Here is a 16,364-nt window from a genome sequence, read left to right as displayed (position 1 = left end):
TCGCGGCCTCACTCATCTCGCCGATTGCATTGCAGACAGCGCTGGCGGCGGCACGAAGCCGCCGAATTCGCGTTCGAGCAATTCGGCCAGCGCAATCGTCGTGCGATCCTCGAGATAGGGCCCAATGATCTGGACGCCGATTGGCAGGCCCGAAAGCGTGCGCTCGATCGGAACGGCGGTCGCCGGCAGTCCACAGGTCGAAGCGGGGTCTGCCCAGATGAAGCAGGCGTCGGCGTAGTTGTATGCCTTGCCATCGATATCCAATTGCCGCGCGTCGAACGGCTCGGACTGGTCCTGTGGAAAGGCCGGCACGGCGGCGGCCGGGTAGATCACTGCGTCGAAATCGCGGAACAGCTCCTGCCATCGTCGTTGCAGCTGCAGGCGCGCGGCATCGGTCGCCAGCCATTCACGATGGACCATCGCCCAGCCGCGCGCGCGCTCGGCCTGCAGGCTGCGGTCGTCGGGCGAGAGTAACGCGGCAAGTCCTTGCGCTTCTGCGAGCGCGGCCGGTGTCAGCCGTGGACTCCGCGCTGCGTTCAACAGCCTCATGTAGAGCCGCGCGGATTCAGCGAGATCGGGCAGCGACGTGCTTGAGCGAGCGACCCGCGCGCCTGATCGTTCGAGCCGCTCGGCCAATCGTCCAATGGCTGAGCGCACCGCGTCACCCGTCGGCATCAGCGGATGGGTATCGATCACGAGGATCCTGAAGTCCCTGAGCCGGTTATGGCGCGGGGCGGGCAGCGCAAGGCGATAGCCGATCCCGTCGCGCGTCTCGTCGGGGCCGGCAATCACGTCGAGCGCCAACCCAAGATCCGGGGCCGTGCGCGTCATTGGTCCAACGACAGCCAGATCGCCCTGACCGGGAACGGCCGGTGCCGGCGGCAGACTGTACCCGCGCAGCGGGACCAGGCCGAGGCTCGGCTTGTGTCCGAACACGCCGCAGAAATGTGCCGGCACCCGGATCGAGCCGCCGATATCAGAGCCGATCGAGAGCGGTCCGAACCCCGCGGCCAGCGTCGCCGCCGATCCGCCTGAAGAGCCACCCGGCGACCGGCCGAGGTCCCACGGGTTGTTCGTCGTCCCGTAGATCTCGTTATAGCTCTGGAAATCCCTGAGACCGATCGGGATATTGGTCTTGCCGATGATGACGGCGCCCGCCGCCTTCAACCGCGACACGATAAGGGCGTCCTCCGCCGGTTGGAAATCCCTGAAATGCGGAAAGCCCCACGTCATCGGCAGGCCGGCGACGTTGAACGGTTCTTTCAACGTCACGGGGATGCCGAGCAATGGAAGCCGCTCGCCACGGGCAAGCGCAGCATCGGCGGCACGCGCGGCGTCTCTTGCGCGATCGAAATCACGAACGATAACCGCATTGATCCGCCCGTCCAGCGCCTCGATGCGCGCGATCGTGTGCCCGAGTAACTCCGACGCAGAAACCTTGCGTGCATGCAGGGAGCTTAAAAGCGAGCCGATCGAGCCGTAGTTCAAGTCAGCGGCATCTGCGATCAATCCTGGTTGCATCACGATCTCCATTGTCTCGCATCGCCGTGTCGATGTCGTTCGGCTGCAAATCGATCCTGGTATCGAACATGCAATTTGGGGAATCGAATGAGGAGGCCGCGCAACGGGAACCAGATCTGCTCGCCCGTCGGCGGGACATGGTCGCGGTCGGACGTGCTTTTCGAACCGGCAATGGCGGCGGCGCGACTTGCGAATTCACAATCCGGGATCGTGCAATTCTGCGCCTGTTTTGCCCGACGAGTCAAACCGCCTTCGCTCGCAGGGGTCGCGCAACGGGGTGCGAAATTCCTCAATGATTCGTGCTGATTCGTACTGTGCATGGGGTTGTTTTCGCGTTTTTTTATCGAGCGGCCCTTGGGGCACGGTGCTCGATGCGGAATCGATGGCCTGTACGCGCTGCTGCTCGCGTGGCATTGGAGGCGGTGAAGCCTGGACACTGACGAGCATGTTCGCCCTGACATTCCTTGGGACTTCGGCCAGCGTTCCGTCGGCGGAGCGTAACCATCCTGCTCTCCTCGTGGAGGCAGCGGGCAAGCGCATCCTGGTTGATTGCGGCGAGGGCACGCAGCGCCAGTTGCTGCGCAGCGGCGCGGGCTTTCGGCGGCTTGACCGCATCCTGCTGACGCACGCCCATCTCGATCACGTGCTCGGTATCCCCGGCCTGTTCTCGACACTGGGGTTGCGCCAGAACTCCGACGTGATGACCGTCCATGCAGGGCCGGGTACGCTCGACATGGTCGTCCGCATGCTCTCGGGCCTGTGGGGCGCGGGCAGGGCGCCGATCCCGGTGGAATTCGTGCCGCTGACCGAAGGACAGGTTATCGACGCCGGCGACTTCACCGTCGACTGCTTTCCGGTCCGCCACCGCGAAACAGACAGCTTTGGCTTCTCCTTCCAGAGCCCTGCCCGTCGCCATCTTGAGCGGGAGCAACTGGCTGAGCTCGGCGTTCCCGATGGGCCGCTGCGCGGAGAACTGGCCGCCGGACGACCAGTCGTGATCGCCGGCCGCGCGATCGATCCGGAAGATGTTCTGGGGCCGCCGAGCGGCGGCAGGAAGCTCGTGGTGATCGGCGACACCGAAACCACCGACGGATTGTCCAAACATGTTGCCGGCGCCGATCTGCTGGTGATCGAGGCGACGTTCCTCGATCGCGACGCCGCGACCGCGCGGGACTATGGCCATCTCACCGCGCGCGAGGCGGCTTCATTTGCTGCCGCGAACAACGTCGGGCAACTCGTGCTGAATCACATGTCGGGGCGCTATCGGGACGAAGAGATCCTGGCCGAGGCGACAAGGATTTTTCCAAACACGCGGATCGCCGCCGACTTCGATCACATCGTGATTTAGACGCAGCGACCGCTCTCAGCTCGTTAATCCCGACTTGATCGCGAGGTCCTGCACCTCTCTGGTCGCCTGCATCAGCCTCGGCAGCGCCTGGTCGCGGAAAGTCGGCATATCCATGCGCATCGCATCGACGGTGACGCTCAATCCCCCGATCACAAGACCCCGGGCGTCGAAGATCGGCGTCGCCAGCGTGCGTAGGCCATAGGCATTCTCGCCGTCGGAGACGGCATGGCCTTTCTTCTTCACCTGATCGAGCCGGGCGAGCAGGGCATCGAGATCGGTCAGCGTGCGCTCCGACAGCTTTACGCGAGGGCGCGCTTCCAGTCGCGCGACCTGCTCGTCTCGCGCCAGATGCGCCAGCATGGCATGACCGAGCGCGGCGCTGTAGGCGGGAATGCGCGTGCCCGGCCGGCGATCCATCTTGTGGCGGTCGAGGCCCGCACCGATGCGCGCGAGATAGATCACGTCGCCGCCGTCGAGGATCCCGAGCGAGGCCGCATCGCCCACGTCAGGCACGAGATCGCGCAGCAGCGGCTCGACGATCGGCCGCAACGATCCGTTCGACAGCACAGTGTAGCCGAGGTCGAGGCAGGCAATCCCGAGTCGGAACCGGCGGCTTTGCGGAACCGCCTGAACGTAACCGAGTTCGACCAGAGTCTGGATCAGCCGGAATGTCGTCCCGCGATCGAGATCGGCGCGTGCGGCAATCTCACTCAGGGTCAACTCGAACGCCTCGCTGGTGAAGCCCTCGAGCACCGCGAACGCCTTGCCGACGGAAGCGACATAATTCTTGGGATTCTTCGGAGTCGTTTCCGATACGCGCTTTGTGGCCTTCTTTTCGACCTTGGCCATGCTTGAGTGTCTCGCCGTGACATGTCGCCCTTGACGTGGCGGCAAGCTGATTTTACGACAGGCCAAGCTAGTAACAAATGTTCGCATTCCGAACAACATCAAATGACGATCGGAGGAAGTTTGCCGACATCATCGCTGCACCCCCATGGCGTGTTCTCCGCCGCGCTGACGCCGCTCGACGCCGAGCTCGCCCCCGATCATGCCCGCTTCATCGCGCATTGCCGTCATCTTCTTGACGAAGGCTGCGACGGCATCGCGTTGCTGGGCACGACAGGCGAGGCGAACTCCTTCTCGGCAGCCGAGCGCACCGCACTGCTGGAGGCGGTCGTCGCCGCCGGGATCGCGCCGCAGCGGCTTCTGCCCGGCACCGGTGTCGCCGCGCTCAGCGAGACCGTCGCCCTGACGCGCCATGCCCTCTCGGTCGGCGTCGATACCGTGGTGATGTTGCCGCCGTTCTACTACAAGGGCGTCACCGATGACGGCATCTTCGCCTCCTACAGCGAAGTCGTGCAGCGCGTCGGCGATGCCAGGCTCAAGGTGGTCCTCTATCACATCCCGCAGATGTCGGCGCAGCCGATCTCGCATGCGCTGATCGAACGGCTGCGCGCGGCCTACCCGTCCACCTTCACCGGCATTAAGGATTCCTCCGGCGACTTTGCCAACATGGCCGCAATGGTCGAGCGCTTCCCGGGCTTTTCAGTCCTGGTCGGGGCGGACCCGCTGCTGTTGCCGCTGCTGCGCAAGGGCGGCGCCGGCTGCATCACCGCGACTTCCAATCTGGTCGCGCGCGATCTTGCCTATATCTACAAGCATTTTCGTGATAGCGACGACGACGCGGCACTAGGGGCTGCGCAGGCGCGCATCGTGAAAGCGCGCGAATTGGTCTCGCGTTTCCCGCAGATGGCCTCGCTGAAGGCGCTGGTGGCCGAGCGCACCGGCCATGCCGGATGGCAGCGCCTGCGGCCGCCGCTGGAATCCTTGCCATCCGAGCAGGTCAAAGAGCTGCTCGCGAATGCGACGGCATTCGCCGCCTAGCGCGCGCGACGAGGCGATCCAATGTCCGACCCTTTCCGTGATGCGTTGACCGGGCTTGCCGCCATCGTCGGCGACAAGCACGTCATCGCGTCCGGGCCCGACCAGGAGCCCTATGTGGTGGACTGGCGCGGGCGTTATCACGGTCGCGCCGCCGCCGTGGTGAAGCCCGGCTCGACCGCAGAGGTTGCGTCGGTCGTCAAGTTCTGTGCGGCAAGGCAGCTCGCGATCGTCCCGCAAGGCGGCAACACCGGCATGTGCGGTGCCGCAACGCCGGACGAGCGTACGGCCAACGTCGTGATCCGGCTCGACCGCATGCGGACCGTGCGTGAGGTCAGTCCGCTCGCCAACACCATCACGGTCGAGGCGGGCTGTATTCTCGCCGAGGTGCAGAATGCGGCCCGGGACGTCGATCGCTATTTCCCCCTGAGCTTAGGTGCCGAGGGCTCCTGCCAGATCGGCGGCAACATCTCGACCAATGCCGGCGGCACGGCCGTGCTGCGCTACGGGCCGACGCGGGATCTCGTGCTCGGGCTGGAGGTCGTGCTGCCCGACGGCAGAATTTTCAACGGCCTGCGTGCGCTTCGCAAGGACAACACAGGTTACGCGCTCAAGCAGCTCTTCATCAGCGCAGAGGGGACGCTCGGCATTGTCACCGCTGCCGTATTGAAATTGTTCTCGCCGCCGCGCAGCTCGGCACTGGCGCTGCTCAAATTGCAGGGCGTCGAGCAGGCGCTTGAGATCATGCAACGCTTGCGCGGTGCGGTCGGCGACCGGCTCGGCAGCCTCGAGATCATGTCGCGCTCGCAGATCGAGGTGATCGCGGAGACCGTGCCACATGTCACGATCCCGTTCGAGCTGACGACGCCGTGGTACCTGATCGTCGAGCTGACCGACACGCTCGCGGGCGTCGACCTCGATGAGCCGCTCGGCACGGTGCTCGTGGATGCGATGGAGGCGGGGCTCGCCGAAGACGTCATCCTGGCGTCCAACCTCGCGCAGGCGAAGGCGATCTGGACCGTCAGGCACAGGGTCTCCGAAGGCAACAAGCGCAGCGGCTATGTGGTGTCGCACGACAGCGTGGTGCCGCTGGAGCGTCAGGCTGCCTTCGTCACCAATGTCGAGGCCCGGATCAACGCCGCGGTGCCGCATGCGCGCGTCGTGATGCACGGCCATATCGGCGACGGCAATATCCACGTGATCGCTCTGATCGACCGCGCGCGTTGCCAAGATCCGGACGCAACAGCCGCGCTGGTGGCTGAGATCAATGAGATCGTCGACGACGAGACCGCAGTGCAGGGCGGCGCGATCAGTGCCGAACACGGCATCGGGATCACCAATCGTGGCCGGCTTGCCCGCGTCGCCGATCCCCTCGATATCGAGTTGATGCGCGGCATCAAGCAATTGCTCGATCCCAAGGGCCTGATGAACCCGGGCAAGATATTCAATGTCGGAGGCACGCGACGATGACGAGCGTCCGCCTGCTTGCCGACGATCTCACCGGCGCGCTCGATACCGCCGCGGAGTTCGTCGGCCTGTGCGGACCGTTCAACGTCGCCTGGCCGGAAGCGTCTGCGCCGCAGGATTCCGGAAGCCTCGCGATCGACAGCGGCAGCCGCGAGCGGTCGAAGGCCGAGAGCATCGAGATTGTCGGACGGCTGGTGCCGCTGCTCCACGAGGCGACCATCGCCTACAAGAAGGTGGATAGCCTGCTTCGCGGCGCATGGGCCGCTGAGCTTGGCGCCTGCCTGCGCAGCGGCCATTGGACGTCGTGCGTGGTCGCACCTGCCTTCGACTATCAGGGGCGGCGCACCGTAGGTGGCCAGCAATTTGCGCGCACGGTGCAAGGCGACTGGCATCGTGTCGGAGAGAATATCCTGACCCAGTTGCAGGTGGAGGGCATCGAAGCGCGGCAGGGCCGGGCCGATACGCTGTCGGAGGGCGGCGTTCAGGTCTTCGATGCCGAGAGTGATGTCGAGCTCGATCGCGTGGTCGAGATGGGACGGCGCATGCCGGGGCCTGTGCTCTGGTGCGGAAGCGGCGGGCTGGCCGGCGCACTCGCCCGCAATCACCGCGCCGATGCGCCGGACCGGTTGAAGCTGCCGGTACTGGGGCTGTTCGGCTCCGACCAACTTGCCACCGCCTCCCAGCTTGCCGAATGCGCTGAGGCGACCATCGCGCTTGCGGAAGCTGAGGGCGCGACGCGCGTCCGGCGCAAGCTGGCCGACGACGGCGTGGCGCTGGTCCAGTTCTCCCTGGTCGACGGCCTGACCCGCGCCGAGGCGGCGCGACGGATCGCGCGCGAGATGACGGCGGTGATCGCGGCACTTGAACCGCCGGGCACGCTGATCGTTGCCGGCGGAGAGACTTTGAAAGCCGCATGCGTCGCCCTCGGTGCGCACGCGCTGGAGGTGACAGGGCGTATCGTGCCGGGATTGCCGCGCTCGATCCTGCAGGGCGGCCGCTGGGCCGGCGTTGATGTGATCTCGAAATCCGGCGCGTTCGGCCCCAGCGATCTGTGGCGCGATCTGCTCCGGACCAATCATTTGCTCAACATGGAGAGTCCGACATGACCTCTCGCCATCTTGCCATTACGATGGGCGATCCGGCCGGGATCGGGCCGGAGATCATCGTCAAGGCCTGCGTCGGGCTGAAGGACCGGATCGCGACGGGCGATCTGCGTCTGCTGATCATCGGCAGTGGCGCGGCGCTTGATGCCGCAAAAGCCACGCTCGGTGCCGTCATTGCGATCCCGGAAGTGAGCGCTGAGGATCGTGACTGGCCGAACCTCTGTTTCCTCCAGGCCGACGTCGAGGGCGACCCGATCAAGCCCGGCGTATTGAGCGCCGACGGCGGACGCTTCGCCTACAAGGCGATCGAGCAGGGCGTGCGCCTGACGCAGGCGGGACGGACTGCGGCCATCGTCACGGCACCGCTCAATAAGGAAGCGCTCAACGAGGCCGGCTATCATTTTCCTGGTCATACCGAGATGCTGGCGCATCTCACCGGTGTGCGCGGCTCGGTGATGCTGCTCGCCCACGGCAACATGCGCGTCAGCCATGTTTCGACCCATGTGGCGCTGGAGGACGTGCCGAAGCGTCTGACGCCGGAGCGCCTGCGCATGGTCATCGACCTCACCAACGATGCGCTGCTGCGGCTTGGCATCGCCAAGCCAAAGATCGCCATCGCCGCGCTCAATCCTCACGCCGGCGAGGGCGGCCTGTTCGGCCGGCAGGACATCGACGTGTCCGCCCCGACGATTGCGACAGCGGTCGCCGACGGCCTCGATGTCGTCGGTCCGGTGCCCGGCGACACGATCTTCGTGAAGCTACGCGCCGGTCAGTACGATGCTGTGGTGGCGATGTATCACGACCAGGGACACATCCCCGTCAAACTGCTCGGCTTCCAGGTCGATCCTGCGACCGGCCGCTGGCAGGAGCTCTCGGGCGTCAACATCACGCTGGGCCTGCCGATCATCCGCACCTCCGTCGATCACGGCACCGCCTTCGACATCGCCGGCAAGGGGATCGCCAACGAGCACAGCCTGATCGAAGCTATCGACTATGCGGAACGGCTGGCCGCTGGCGCCTCCGCATCCAAATCATGAGATCGAGCGCGACGATGAGCAACGCTTTCACACCCATCGAAATCCTTCGTCCGACTGTCCTCGAGTTCGGCTGCGGCACGATTACCGCCGCGGCGCGCTTCGCCGAGCGCATCGGCGCCAAACGACCGCTCGTGGTCTCTGACCCGTTCAATGCCCGCCGCGTCGACATGCTAGCGCTGCCTGGTGCAGTGAAGGTGTTCGGCGAGGTGAAGCCCGAGCCGGACCTGCCCAATCTCGACAAGGCCGTGGCGATGGCGCGCGACGCCAAGCCCGATCTCGTCATCGGCTTCGGCGGCGGCAGCGCGATGGATCTCGCCAAGCTGGTGGCCGTGCTCTGTACCTCCGAGGTGGCCTTTGCCGATATCGTCGGTCCCGAGAAGGTGGCCGGCCGCAGCGTGGCGCTGATGCAGATTCCGACCACGTCGGGCACCGGCAGCGAGGCCGGCACCCGCGCGCTGGTCACCGATCCTGTCGGCCAGAACAAGCAGGCGGTGCAGAGCCGCTTCATGCTCGCCGATATCGCCATCGTCGATCCGGACCTGACGATGACCGTGCCGAAGGAGGTCACCGCCGCCACCGGCGTCGACGCGCTGGCGCATTGCGTCGAGGCCTATACCAGCCGCAAGGCGCATCCGGCGATCGATCTCTACGCGCTCGAAGGCGCCCGGTTGGTCGGCCAATATCTCAAGCGCGCGGTCGCTGACGGCGGCGATCGCGAGGCACGCGCGGGTCTGGCGCTGGCATCGCTGTACGGCGGCTATTGCCTCGGACCGGTGAACACGACCGCCGGCCATGCGGTGGCCTATCCGCTCGGCACGCGCCATCATGTGGCGCACGGGCTCGCCTGCGCGGTGATCTTCCCGCATACGCTCGCGTTCAACACGCCGGCAGCGGAGGCGAAGACGGCGGCGGTGCTGGCGGCACTCGGACTGCCGGCGCAGAGCGATGCGAAGCTTGCATTCGAAGCGACTTATGGGTTCTGCAGGAATCTCGGCATCGAGATGCGGCTGTCCGCGCTCGGCGTCCCCCGGGACGACCTCGGCGTGATGGCCAACGAGGCGCACGCCATTCGCCGCCTTCTCGACAACAATCCGCGCGACCTCGGCCGGGATGCGATCCTGAACATGTACGAGGTCGCGTTCTAGCCATCTCCGCGCAGGCGCGGCATCCAATCAACAACAGGAAATGCAGAGGAAACTTCGATGAGATCGATGTGGCTTGTTCTTGCCTCAGTCGTGCTGCTGGCGACGTCGCCGGCGAAGGCCCAGGACGGCTATCCGTCCAAGCAAGTGACGGTGATCGTTCCCTTCGCTGCCGGCGGCACGGCGGATATCTTCGCCCGCATGGTGTCCAACCATCTTCAGATGAAGTTCGGCAAGCCGTTCGTGGTCGAGAATGTCGGCGGCGCCGGTTCGATCCTCGGCGTGACGCGGCTGGCGAAGTCGGCGCCTGACGGCATCACGCTCGGGCTTGCGAGCACATCCGCGCTCGCAATCAACCCCACGCTCTACGGGCCGAAGCTCAGCTACCAGCCGGACAAGGATCTGGCGCCGGTCGCCCAGATCAGCGTCGTGCCCAACGTTCTTGTCGTCAACCCCGAGAAGATCAAGGCGCGCAGCGTGCCGGAGCTGATCGCCTATCTCAAGGCGAACCCGGACAAGATCTCGTTCGGCTCGGCCGGGGTCGGCACGTCGCAGCATCTCGCCGGCGAGCTGTTTCAGCAGATGACCGGCACCAAGATGGTGCACGTGCCCTACAAGGGCTCGAGCCAGATGCTGACGGATCTGCTGAGTGGCCAGATTGATCTGGCCTTCGATAACGTCCCGCTGCTGCTGCCGCAGGTGAAGACCGGCCAGCTCGCGATGCTTGCGACCGCAACGCCCAAGCGCGCTGCCTTCGATCCGGAAATGCCTGCCGTTGCCGAATTCCTGCCCGGCTTCGAGGCCGTCGCCTGGCACGGCTTCTTTGTCCCCGCGGCGACGCCGAAGCCGATCGTCGAAAAGCTCTCGGCCGAGATCCGCGCCTTCATGCAGCAGCCGGAGACGGTGCAGAAGATGGCCGAGCTCGGCGCAGCGGCGGTCGCGGTGGATTCCGAACCGTTCGCGGCCTACATCGCCGCGGAAACGGCACGCTGGAAGAAAGTGATCGAGGCGGCGAATATCAAGCTGGAGTAGGAGCCGGGTCGACCGTCTGCCGAAGTTCGAAGTGGCTTGGGCCGGATCGCGGCTTGGCGCCGGGTCGCGCCGGTCCCGCCAAAGCTTCGGGCGCGCGCGAAGCTCGCTCGCCGCACCGTGTCGAGATGCACGGGATGACGGCGCCTGAGGAAGAGCGCCACCTCTGACGGTCTCATTGTGAGCGGCTTACCTGGAGTGGCTGGGGAACTAGGATTCGAACCTAGACAAACAGAGTCAGAGTCTGTTGTGCTACCGTTACACCATTCCCCAACAGAATAGCCGAACAAATTCAACGGCTTGTTGACTTGCCCGGCCATGGCCGACGGCGCTTATCGCGCAAATCACGGCTCAGGCGTGGAGGGTTTCTACCCGCTCGGCTGTGGGCTGGCAAGCGCTGCGGTGCAGGTGTGTTTTGCGGTCCAATCGCGGGCGTGAGCGGCCGGATCTCAGGCTCCGGCGGCGCGCCGCAGCGGCGCGCGACGGTTTGCCTCATCGGAAAATCACGTTTCCCAGTCGGATCGTCGCGCGCTGCATCGTCCTTGGGGCACACAACTCTGGGAGATCCGTGATGCCCTATGTCGATGGTTTCGTGCTGGCCGTGCCGAAGGACAAGATCGAGGCCTACAAGGCGCTGGCGAATGCGGCCTGCGCGATCTGGATGGAGCATGGTGCGCTCGACTATGTCGAATGCATCGGCGACGACGTACCCTATGGCGAGCTCACCTCGTTTCCGCGCGCGGTGATGGCGAAGGAGGACGAGATCGTGGTGTTCGCCTGGATCGTCTATCGCGACCGGGCGACTCGCGACGCCGTCAACAAGAAGGTGATGGCAGACCCGCGGCTGAAGTTGGACGGCATGCCGTTCGACGGCAAGCGCATGATCTATGGCGGCTTCACGACGCTGCTGAGGGCGAGCGATATCGCCGGATGAGCGCGCCCTCCGCCTTGCGCATGCGATAACCGCCGGCGGTTGTTTCACTCACATCAGACGACGCCAGATTGAGCGTCGTCTGCACCGCACGTCATCGCTGCCCCACATGCAGCATCGTGGCAACCCGGTTCACTTGCCGGTATCGGGCTGGCATGCCATCCTCTCATCGCCAGGCATAATCAAACGGAGGCGGGCGGCTCGCCCAAGCTTCCAAAAATCCTGGTTGGGGAAACCCTTTGGGAGGTCTGATTTCATGACATTAAAGCACGTCACCGGGCTGCTTTGCGCGGCCGCGATGTCGCTTGCGCTTGCCTCGGGCGCGCGGGCCGAGGACAAGGTCGTCAAGATCGGCGTGATCCTGCCGATGTCCGGCGGCACCGCCTCGATCGGCGCACACGCCAAGGCGGCGATCGAAGTCGCCATGGATATCATCAATAACGCCCATCCCGAGCTCGGCAATCTGCCGCTGGCGAAGAACGCAGGTCTTGCCGGTCTCGGCGGCGCCAGGATCGAGGCCGTGTTCGCTGATAACCAGGGCAACCCGGCGACGGGGCAGAACCAAGCGCTGCGCCTGATCACGGAAGAGAAGGTGGCGGCGGTGTTCGGCTCCTATCAGTCCGGCGTCACGCTGACCTCGAGCGCGATCGCCGAGAAATACGGCATTCCCTTTCTGAACTCCGAGTCGGTGGCCGCCAATCTCACCGAGCGCGGCTTCAAATGGTTCTTCCGCACCACGCCGATCGCGACCGATTTTGCCAAGGCCTATGTCGACTTCCTCGCCGACATGAAGGCGGCCGGCGCCAAGACCGATGCGATCGCGCTGGTCCACGACAACACCGAATACGGCACCTCGGTCGCCAACACGATCAGCACCGCCTTCAAGGACAAGGGCCAGCCGGTCGCGCTCGATGTCGCCTATCCCGTCAATGCCACCGACGTGCAGGGCCAGGTTCTCCAGCTCAAGGACAAGAAGCCCGACGTGATCATCATGATCAGCTACACGTCGGATGCGATCCTGTTTGCCAAGACCATGCAGTCGCTCGACTACAAGCCGGCCATCCTGCTCGCCGACGATGCCGGCTATTCCGATCCGTCCTTCATCAAGGCGGTCGGAAAGATCTCGCAAGGCGTTTTCAACCGCTCGTCCTGGGCGGTAGGCCCGTCCGGCTCGCCGACCGCGATCATTGCCGAGATGTACAAGAAGAAGAGCGGCGAGGAGATGGACGACACGGTCGGCCGCCAGATGCAGGGCTTCTTCGTGCTGGCCGACGCCATCGACCGCGCCGGCTCGACAGAGCCTGCAAAAATCCAGGCCGCGCTGAAGGCGACCGATCTGAAGCCCGAGCAATTGATGATGGGCTACAAGGGCGTTAAGTTCGACGACAAGGGCCAGAACGTCCTCGCCTCCGGTCTCATCATCCAGCTCCAGGATGGCGAGAACTACACCGCGGTATGGCCGAAAGCCAATGCCGCGAAGGCGCCGGTGCTGCCCTACAAGGGCTGGTGAAATTTTTGAAGGCGGGACCTCGCGTCCCGCCACCTTTTCCAAGATGATTTGATCAGAGCAACGCGGCTCATGTCCTTTGTCCTCGTGCAGGTGATCGTCGGCGGGCTTCTGCTCGGCGCCGTCTACGCGCTGTTTTCCTCGGGCCTCACGCTGGTGTGGGGCATGATGAACATCGTCAATTTCGCGCATGGCGATTTCGTCATGCTCGGCATGTATGTCGCCTATGTCGTCTACACGCTGATGGGGGGAGGGCCGCTCCTCGGCGCCCCGCTCGCGACGCTGGTGCTCGCGACGGTCGGCGTCGTGGTCTATTTCGCCCTGATCCGCGACATCATGAAGGGGCCGATGCTGGCCCAGATCCTCGGCACCTTCGGGCTGGCGCTGCTGTTGCGCTATTCCGTGTTCTGGTGGTTTGGCGCCAATTTCCTGTCGATGCCGCAGGATATCGTCGGCGGCACCTACGCGTTCGCGGGCCTGCGCATCGAAGCCTCGCGGCTGCTCGCCGGTGTTGTCGCGCTGCTGGTCACGCTAGGCCTGCATCTCCTCCTGACCCGCACCTCGCTTGGCTCGAAAATGTTGGCAGTGGCGGAAGATCAGACCGGGGCCCAGCTCATGGGCATCCGCCCCGATACCATGCAGGCGGTCGCCTGGGCCATTGCAGCCGGCGCCACCGGGCTTGCCGGCGCGCTGATCGCGAACTTCTTCTACATCGTGCCGACCGTCGGCGAGACGCTCGGCATCGTCGCCTTCGTCACGGTCTCGCTCGGCGGTTTCGGCAGCGTGCCGGGCGCACTGGTCGCGGGCCTCATGATCGGCGTCATCGAGTCGCTGTCCGGCTATCTGATCGGCGCGATCTACAAGGACATCGTCGTCTATGTCCTGTTCCTGCTCTTCCTCTGGTTCCGGCCGCAAGGCCTGATGGGCAAAACCTGATGAGGACGACGTGATGCGGCGCCTGATCTGGCTTTCGGTCTTCGCAGCCATTGCGATCGCCTATCCGCTGCTGCTGTCCTCGCCATTCCAGCAGCGCTTGGGCGCACTGGTGCTGCTCTATGCGATTGCGGCGTCCGCCTGGAATATCGTCGGCGGCTATGCCGGCCAGGTCTCGGTCGGCCACGTCGTGTTCTTCGGCTGCGGTGCCTATGCCGCGATGGGGTCCTACGCAAAGTTCGGCCTGTCGCCGCTGTTCGGCATTCCCGGCGGCATAGTGCTCGCGGTCGGGCTTGCCGCGATCATCGGTGTGCCGACGCTGCGGCTATCCGGCCATTATTTCAGCATGGCGACCATCGCGGTTGCCGAGACGATGCGGCTGATCGTGACCAACACCGACTGGCTCGGCGCGGCCGTCGGGCTCTCCGGGCCGACCGTGCCGCGCAACATCTTCGATCTCTCGTTCCTGTCGTCGCTGCCCTACTATTATCTCTTCCTTGCAATTCTCGCGATCACGCTGCTGATCACTTGGTGGATGACCAACAGCCGGATGGGGTTTTACCTGCGCGCGATCAAGGATTCCGAACGGGCTGCGCGCTCGCTCGGCGCGCCTGCCAGCCGCACAAAACTCTACGCCTTCATGCTGAGCGCGGCGCTGACGAGCGTCGCCGGCGCGCTCTATGCCATGATGTTCGGTTTCGTCGATCCCGAGTCCGGGTTCGGCATCCTGATTTCGGTGAAAATCCTGATCATGGCGGCGCTGGGCGGGGCCGGGCTCCTGTTCGGGCCGCTGGTAGGCGCCGCGATCCTGGTGCCGCTGGAGGAGATCTCGAACAGTTGGCTCGGCGGCAAGGGCGCCGGGCTGACCTTCGTGCTCTATGGCGCGATCATCGTGGTGATCGCGCGCTTCCAGCCGGGCGGCCTCCTCAGCCTGTTCAAGCGGCGCGGCAAGCCGACGAAGGACACGGGAGCTAGCCATGCTCCTTGAGGCACGCGGAATTACAAAGGCGTTCGGCAGCTTCAAGGCGGTAGACGACGCCTCCGTGATCCTGGGGCGGGGCGACATTCTCGGCCTGATCGGCCCGAACGGCGCGGGCAAGTCCACCTTCTTCAATTGCCTGACGGGCGATCTCAAGACCACCTCCGGCCGTGTCCTGTTCGAGGGCCGCGACATCACCGACTTCACGCCGGAGCTGCGCGCCGGGCTTGGGCTCGCCCGCACCTTCCAGGTGCCGCAGACCTTTGAAGGCATGACGGTGCTGGAGAACGTCATGATCGGCGCTTTCCTGCGCACGGCGCATCGCAAAGAGGCCGAGACCAAGGCGCGCGCCGTGCTCGAGCGGGTCGGCATGATCAGGCTTGCGGATGCGCCGGCGCGCTCGCTCGGCACGCCCGGCCGCAAGCGGCTGGAGATCGCGCGGGCGCTCGCGACCGAGCCGAAGGTGCTTCTGCTCGACGAAGCCATGGCCGGCCTTAACGCCCATGAGGTGAGGCTCGCCATCGACCTCGTGCGCGACATCCACCGTTCCGGCATTACGCTCGTGATCGTCGAGCACATCATGGAAGTGATCATGTCGCTCGCCAGCCGCGTGATGGTGTTCCATCAGGGCAAGGAGATCGCCCGCGGCTCGCCGCGCGAGGTCACCTCCAGCCCGGCGGTGATCGAGGCCTATCTCGGCAAGCGTGCAGCCAAGGCGGCCGCCGGCCACACGCCCGTCGAGCTGATGGGCGGGCCGGATTTATGAGCGGGGCGTTGCTGCGGATCGAGCACCTCGAGGTGCGCTACGGCGATCTCATCGGCGTGTCCGACGTCTCGCTCGAGGTTCCCGAGGGCAGTGTCGTCGCGCTGCTCGGCTCCAATGGTGGCGGCAAGACCACGACGCTGAACGCGATCGCCGGCCTCATTCCCGTGCATTCCGGATCGATCCATTTTCGCGGCGAGGACATCGCCGGCGAGAAGGCGTTTGCGATCGTACGCAAGGGGATGGCGCTGTCGCCGGAAGGCTGGCGGCTGTTCGTGCAGCAGAGCGTCGAAAACAATCTCCTGCTCGGTGCAACGCCGCTGCACGACAAGTCGCGGCAGGCCACGCTGCTCGAACGTGTCTACGAGATCTTTCCCCGCCTCAAGGAACGGCGCAACCAGCGCGCCGGCACCATGTCCGGCGGCGAGCGGCAGATGCTCGCGGTCGGCCGCGCGCTGATGAGCGACCCGAAGCTGTTGATGCTGGATGAGCCGTCGCTCGGTCTCGCGCCGGCGGTGGTCGAGTCCATGTACGAGACCTTCGGCCGCCTGCATCGCGAGGGACTGACCATCCTCCTCGCCGAGCAGTCGATCGAACTCGCGCTTGAAGTCTCGGATTTCGCCACGGTGCTCCAGGTCGGCAGGAGCGTGTTGTCAGGCACGGCGGCGGCGCTCGCGGAGGACCCGCAGGTGCAAAAGGCTTATCTGGGCGTGGACTGACCGA

At 65.1% G+C, this 16,364-nt stretch carries 15 protein-coding genes and 1 tRNA gene; 13 read left to right on the top strand and 3 right to left on the bottom strand.

All coding sequences use genetic code 11. The features are described 5' to 3' along the window. Positions 1–12 precede the first annotated feature (12 nt). Positions 13–1,521, bottom strand: coding sequence for an amidase (locus tag IVA88_RS24345; RefSeq protein ID WP_247499691.1), 1,509 nt, complete (start codon positions 1,519–1,521; stop codon positions 13–15). 445 nt (positions 1,522–1,966) lie between these two features. Between IVA88_RS24345 and rnz the strand changes: the two genes are divergently transcribed. Continuing rightward, positions 1,967–2,869, top strand: a complete 903-nt coding sequence (gene rnz / locus IVA88_RS24340; RefSeq protein ID WP_247499690.1) for a ribonuclease Z — start codon at positions 1,967–1,969, stop codon at positions 2,867–2,869. Positions 2,870–2,884: 15 nt separating this feature from the next. On the opposite strand, the gene IVA88_RS24335 is transcribed toward rnz, so the two are convergent. Beyond that, positions 2,885–3,718, bottom strand: a complete 834-nt coding sequence (locus tag IVA88_RS24335) for an IclR family transcriptional regulator (RefSeq protein ID WP_247499689.1) — start codon at positions 3,716–3,718, stop codon at positions 2,885–2,887. 102 nt (positions 3,719–3,820) lie between these two features. Here IVA88_RS24335 and IVA88_RS24330 point away from each other — a divergent pair, with 102 nt between their 5' ends. The 6 genes from IVA88_RS24330 to IVA88_RS24305 are packed head-to-tail and all read left to right on the top strand — an operon-like array spanning position 3,821 to position 10,531. Next, entirely contained in the window at positions 3,821–4,753 is a 933-nt protein-coding gene (locus IVA88_RS24330; protein ID WP_247499688.1) for a dihydrodipicolinate synthase family protein, read from the top strand. Between the two features lie 21 nt (positions 4,754–4,774). Further along, positions 4,775–6,220 carry an FAD-binding oxidoreductase gene (locus IVA88_RS24325; RefSeq protein WP_247499687.1) on the top strand — a complete coding sequence of 482 codons (1,446 nt, stop codon included), beginning with the start codon at positions 4,775–4,777 and terminating at the stop codon, positions 6,218–6,220. After that, positions 6,217–7,323, top strand: a complete 1,107-nt coding sequence (locus IVA88_RS24320; RefSeq protein ID WP_247499686.1) for a four-carbon acid sugar kinase family protein — start codon at positions 6,217–6,219, stop codon at positions 7,321–7,323. The genes IVA88_RS24325 and IVA88_RS24320 overlap by 4 nt, the downstream gene beginning before the upstream one ends. Beyond that, complete coding sequence (gene pdxA / locus IVA88_RS24315; protein WP_247499685.1) at positions 7,320–8,357, top strand: 4-hydroxythreonine-4-phosphate dehydrogenase PdxA; 1,038 nt, start codon at positions 7,320–7,322, stop codon at positions 8,355–8,357. The genes IVA88_RS24320 and pdxA overlap by 4 nt, the downstream gene beginning before the upstream one ends. Positions 8,358–8,371: 14 nt before the next feature. Then, positions 8,372–9,502, top strand: coding sequence for an iron-containing alcohol dehydrogenase (locus IVA88_RS24310; protein WP_247499684.1), 1,131 nt, complete (start codon positions 8,372–8,374; stop codon positions 9,500–9,502). 57 nt (positions 9,503–9,559) lie between these two features. Next, the gene (locus IVA88_RS24305) at positions 9,560–10,531 is read left to right on the top strand and encodes a tripartite tricarboxylate transporter substrate binding protein (RefSeq protein ID WP_247499683.1); all 972 of its coding nucleotides are present in this window, start codon (positions 9,560–9,562) and stop codon (positions 10,529–10,531) included. A 196-nt stretch (positions 10,532–10,727) separates the two neighbouring features. On the opposite strand, the gene IVA88_RS24300 is transcribed toward IVA88_RS24305, so the two are convergent. Beyond that, positions 10,728–10,801: transfer RNA gene (locus IVA88_RS24300), tRNA-Gln, on the bottom strand. Positions 10,802–11,099: 298 nt separating this feature from the next. On the opposite strand from IVA88_RS24300, the gene IVA88_RS24295 reads away from it, so the two are divergent. The 6 genes from IVA88_RS24295 to IVA88_RS24270 all read left to right on the top strand — a co-directional run bounded on the left by IVA88_RS24295 (position 11,100) and on the right by IVA88_RS24270 (position 16,360). Then, a complete protein-coding gene (locus IVA88_RS24295; RefSeq protein WP_247499682.1) occupies positions 11,100–11,462 on the top strand; it encodes a DUF1428 family protein in 363 nt (120 codons plus the stop codon). 253 nt (positions 11,463–11,715) lie between these two features. Beyond that, a complete protein-coding gene (locus IVA88_RS24290) occupies positions 11,716–12,969 on the top strand; it encodes an ABC transporter substrate-binding protein (RefSeq protein ID WP_247499681.1) in 1,254 nt (417 codons plus the stop codon). A 69-nt stretch (positions 12,970–13,038) separates the two neighbouring features. Continuing rightward, on the top strand, positions 13,039–13,902 hold the full coding sequence (locus IVA88_RS24285; protein ID WP_247499680.1) for a branched-chain amino acid ABC transporter permease: 864 nt from the start codon (positions 13,039–13,041) through the stop codon (positions 13,900–13,902). 13 nt (positions 13,903–13,915) lie between these two features. Then, entirely contained in the window at positions 13,916–14,887 is a 972-nt protein-coding gene (locus IVA88_RS24280) for a branched-chain amino acid ABC transporter permease (RefSeq protein WP_247499679.1), read from the top strand. After that, positions 14,877–15,644: an ABC transporter ATP-binding protein gene (locus IVA88_RS24275; protein WP_247499678.1), complete on the top strand. Its 768-nt coding sequence runs from the start codon at positions 14,877–14,879 to the stop codon at positions 15,642–15,644. Before IVA88_RS24280 ends, IVA88_RS24275 begins: the two co-directional genes overlap by 11 nt. Beyond that, positions 15,641–16,360 (top strand): ABC transporter ATP-binding protein, encoded by a 720-nt coding sequence (locus IVA88_RS24270; RefSeq protein ID WP_247499677.1) that lies wholly within the window; start codon positions 15,641–15,643, stop codon positions 16,358–16,360. Before IVA88_RS24275 ends, IVA88_RS24270 begins: the two co-directional genes overlap by 4 nt. Positions 16,361–16,364: the final 4 nt, after the last annotated feature.

Source organism: Bradyrhizobium sp. 149, from assembly GCF_023073915.1.
In the GTDB taxonomy this organism is placed as follows: Bacteria; Pseudomonadota; Alphaproteobacteria; order Rhizobiales; family Xanthobacteraceae; genus Bradyrhizobium.
This window is presented reverse-complemented; position numbering and strand designations above follow the sequence as displayed.

Bases quoted from the DNA above. Each gene is read 5' to 3' on its own strand.
- IVA88_RS24345 (WP_247499691.1), bottom strand. From the start codon at position 1,521: ATGCAACCAGGATTGATCGCAGATGCCGCTGACTTGAACTACGGCTCG.
- rnz (WP_247499690.1), top strand. From the start codon at position 1,967: ATGTTCGCCCTGACATTCCTTGGGACTTCGGCCAGCGTTCCGTCGGCG.
- IVA88_RS24335 (WP_247499689.1), bottom strand. From the start codon at position 3,718: ATGGCCAAGGTCGAAAAGAAGGCCACAAAGCGCGTATCGGAAACGACT.
- IVA88_RS24330 (WP_247499688.1), top strand. From the start codon at position 3,821: ATGACGATCGGAGGAAGTTTGCCGACATCATCGCTGCACCCCCATGGC.
- IVA88_RS24325 (WP_247499687.1), top strand. From the start codon at position 4,775: ATGTCCGACCCTTTCCGTGATGCGTTGACCGGGCTTGCCGCCATCGTC.
- IVA88_RS24320 (WP_247499686.1), top strand. From the start codon at position 6,217: ATGACGAGCGTCCGCCTGCTTGCCGACGATCTCACCGGCGCGCTCGAT.
- pdxA (WP_247499685.1), top strand. From the start codon at position 7,320: ATGACCTCTCGCCATCTTGCCATTACGATGGGCGATCCGGCCGGGATC.
- IVA88_RS24310 (WP_247499684.1), top strand. From the start codon at position 8,372: ATGAGCAACGCTTTCACACCCATCGAAATCCTTCGTCCGACTGTCCTC.
- IVA88_RS24305 (WP_247499683.1), top strand. From the start codon at position 9,560: ATGAGATCGATGTGGCTTGTTCTTGCCTCAGTCGTGCTGCTGGCGACG.
- IVA88_RS24295 (WP_247499682.1), top strand. From the start codon at position 11,100: ATGCCCTATGTCGATGGTTTCGTGCTGGCCGTGCCGAAGGACAAGATC.
- IVA88_RS24290 (WP_247499681.1), top strand. From the start codon at position 11,716: ATGACATTAAAGCACGTCACCGGGCTGCTTTGCGCGGCCGCGATGTCG.
- IVA88_RS24285 (WP_247499680.1), top strand. From the start codon at position 13,039: ATGTCCTTTGTCCTCGTGCAGGTGATCGTCGGCGGGCTTCTGCTCGGC.
- IVA88_RS24280 (WP_247499679.1), top strand. From the start codon at position 13,916: ATGCGGCGCCTGATCTGGCTTTCGGTCTTCGCAGCCATTGCGATCGCC.
- IVA88_RS24275 (WP_247499678.1), top strand. From the start codon at position 14,877: ATGCTCCTTGAGGCACGCGGAATTACAAAGGCGTTCGGCAGCTTCAAG.
- IVA88_RS24270 (WP_247499677.1), top strand. From the start codon at position 15,641: ATGAGCGGGGCGTTGCTGCGGATCGAGCACCTCGAGGTGCGCTACGGC.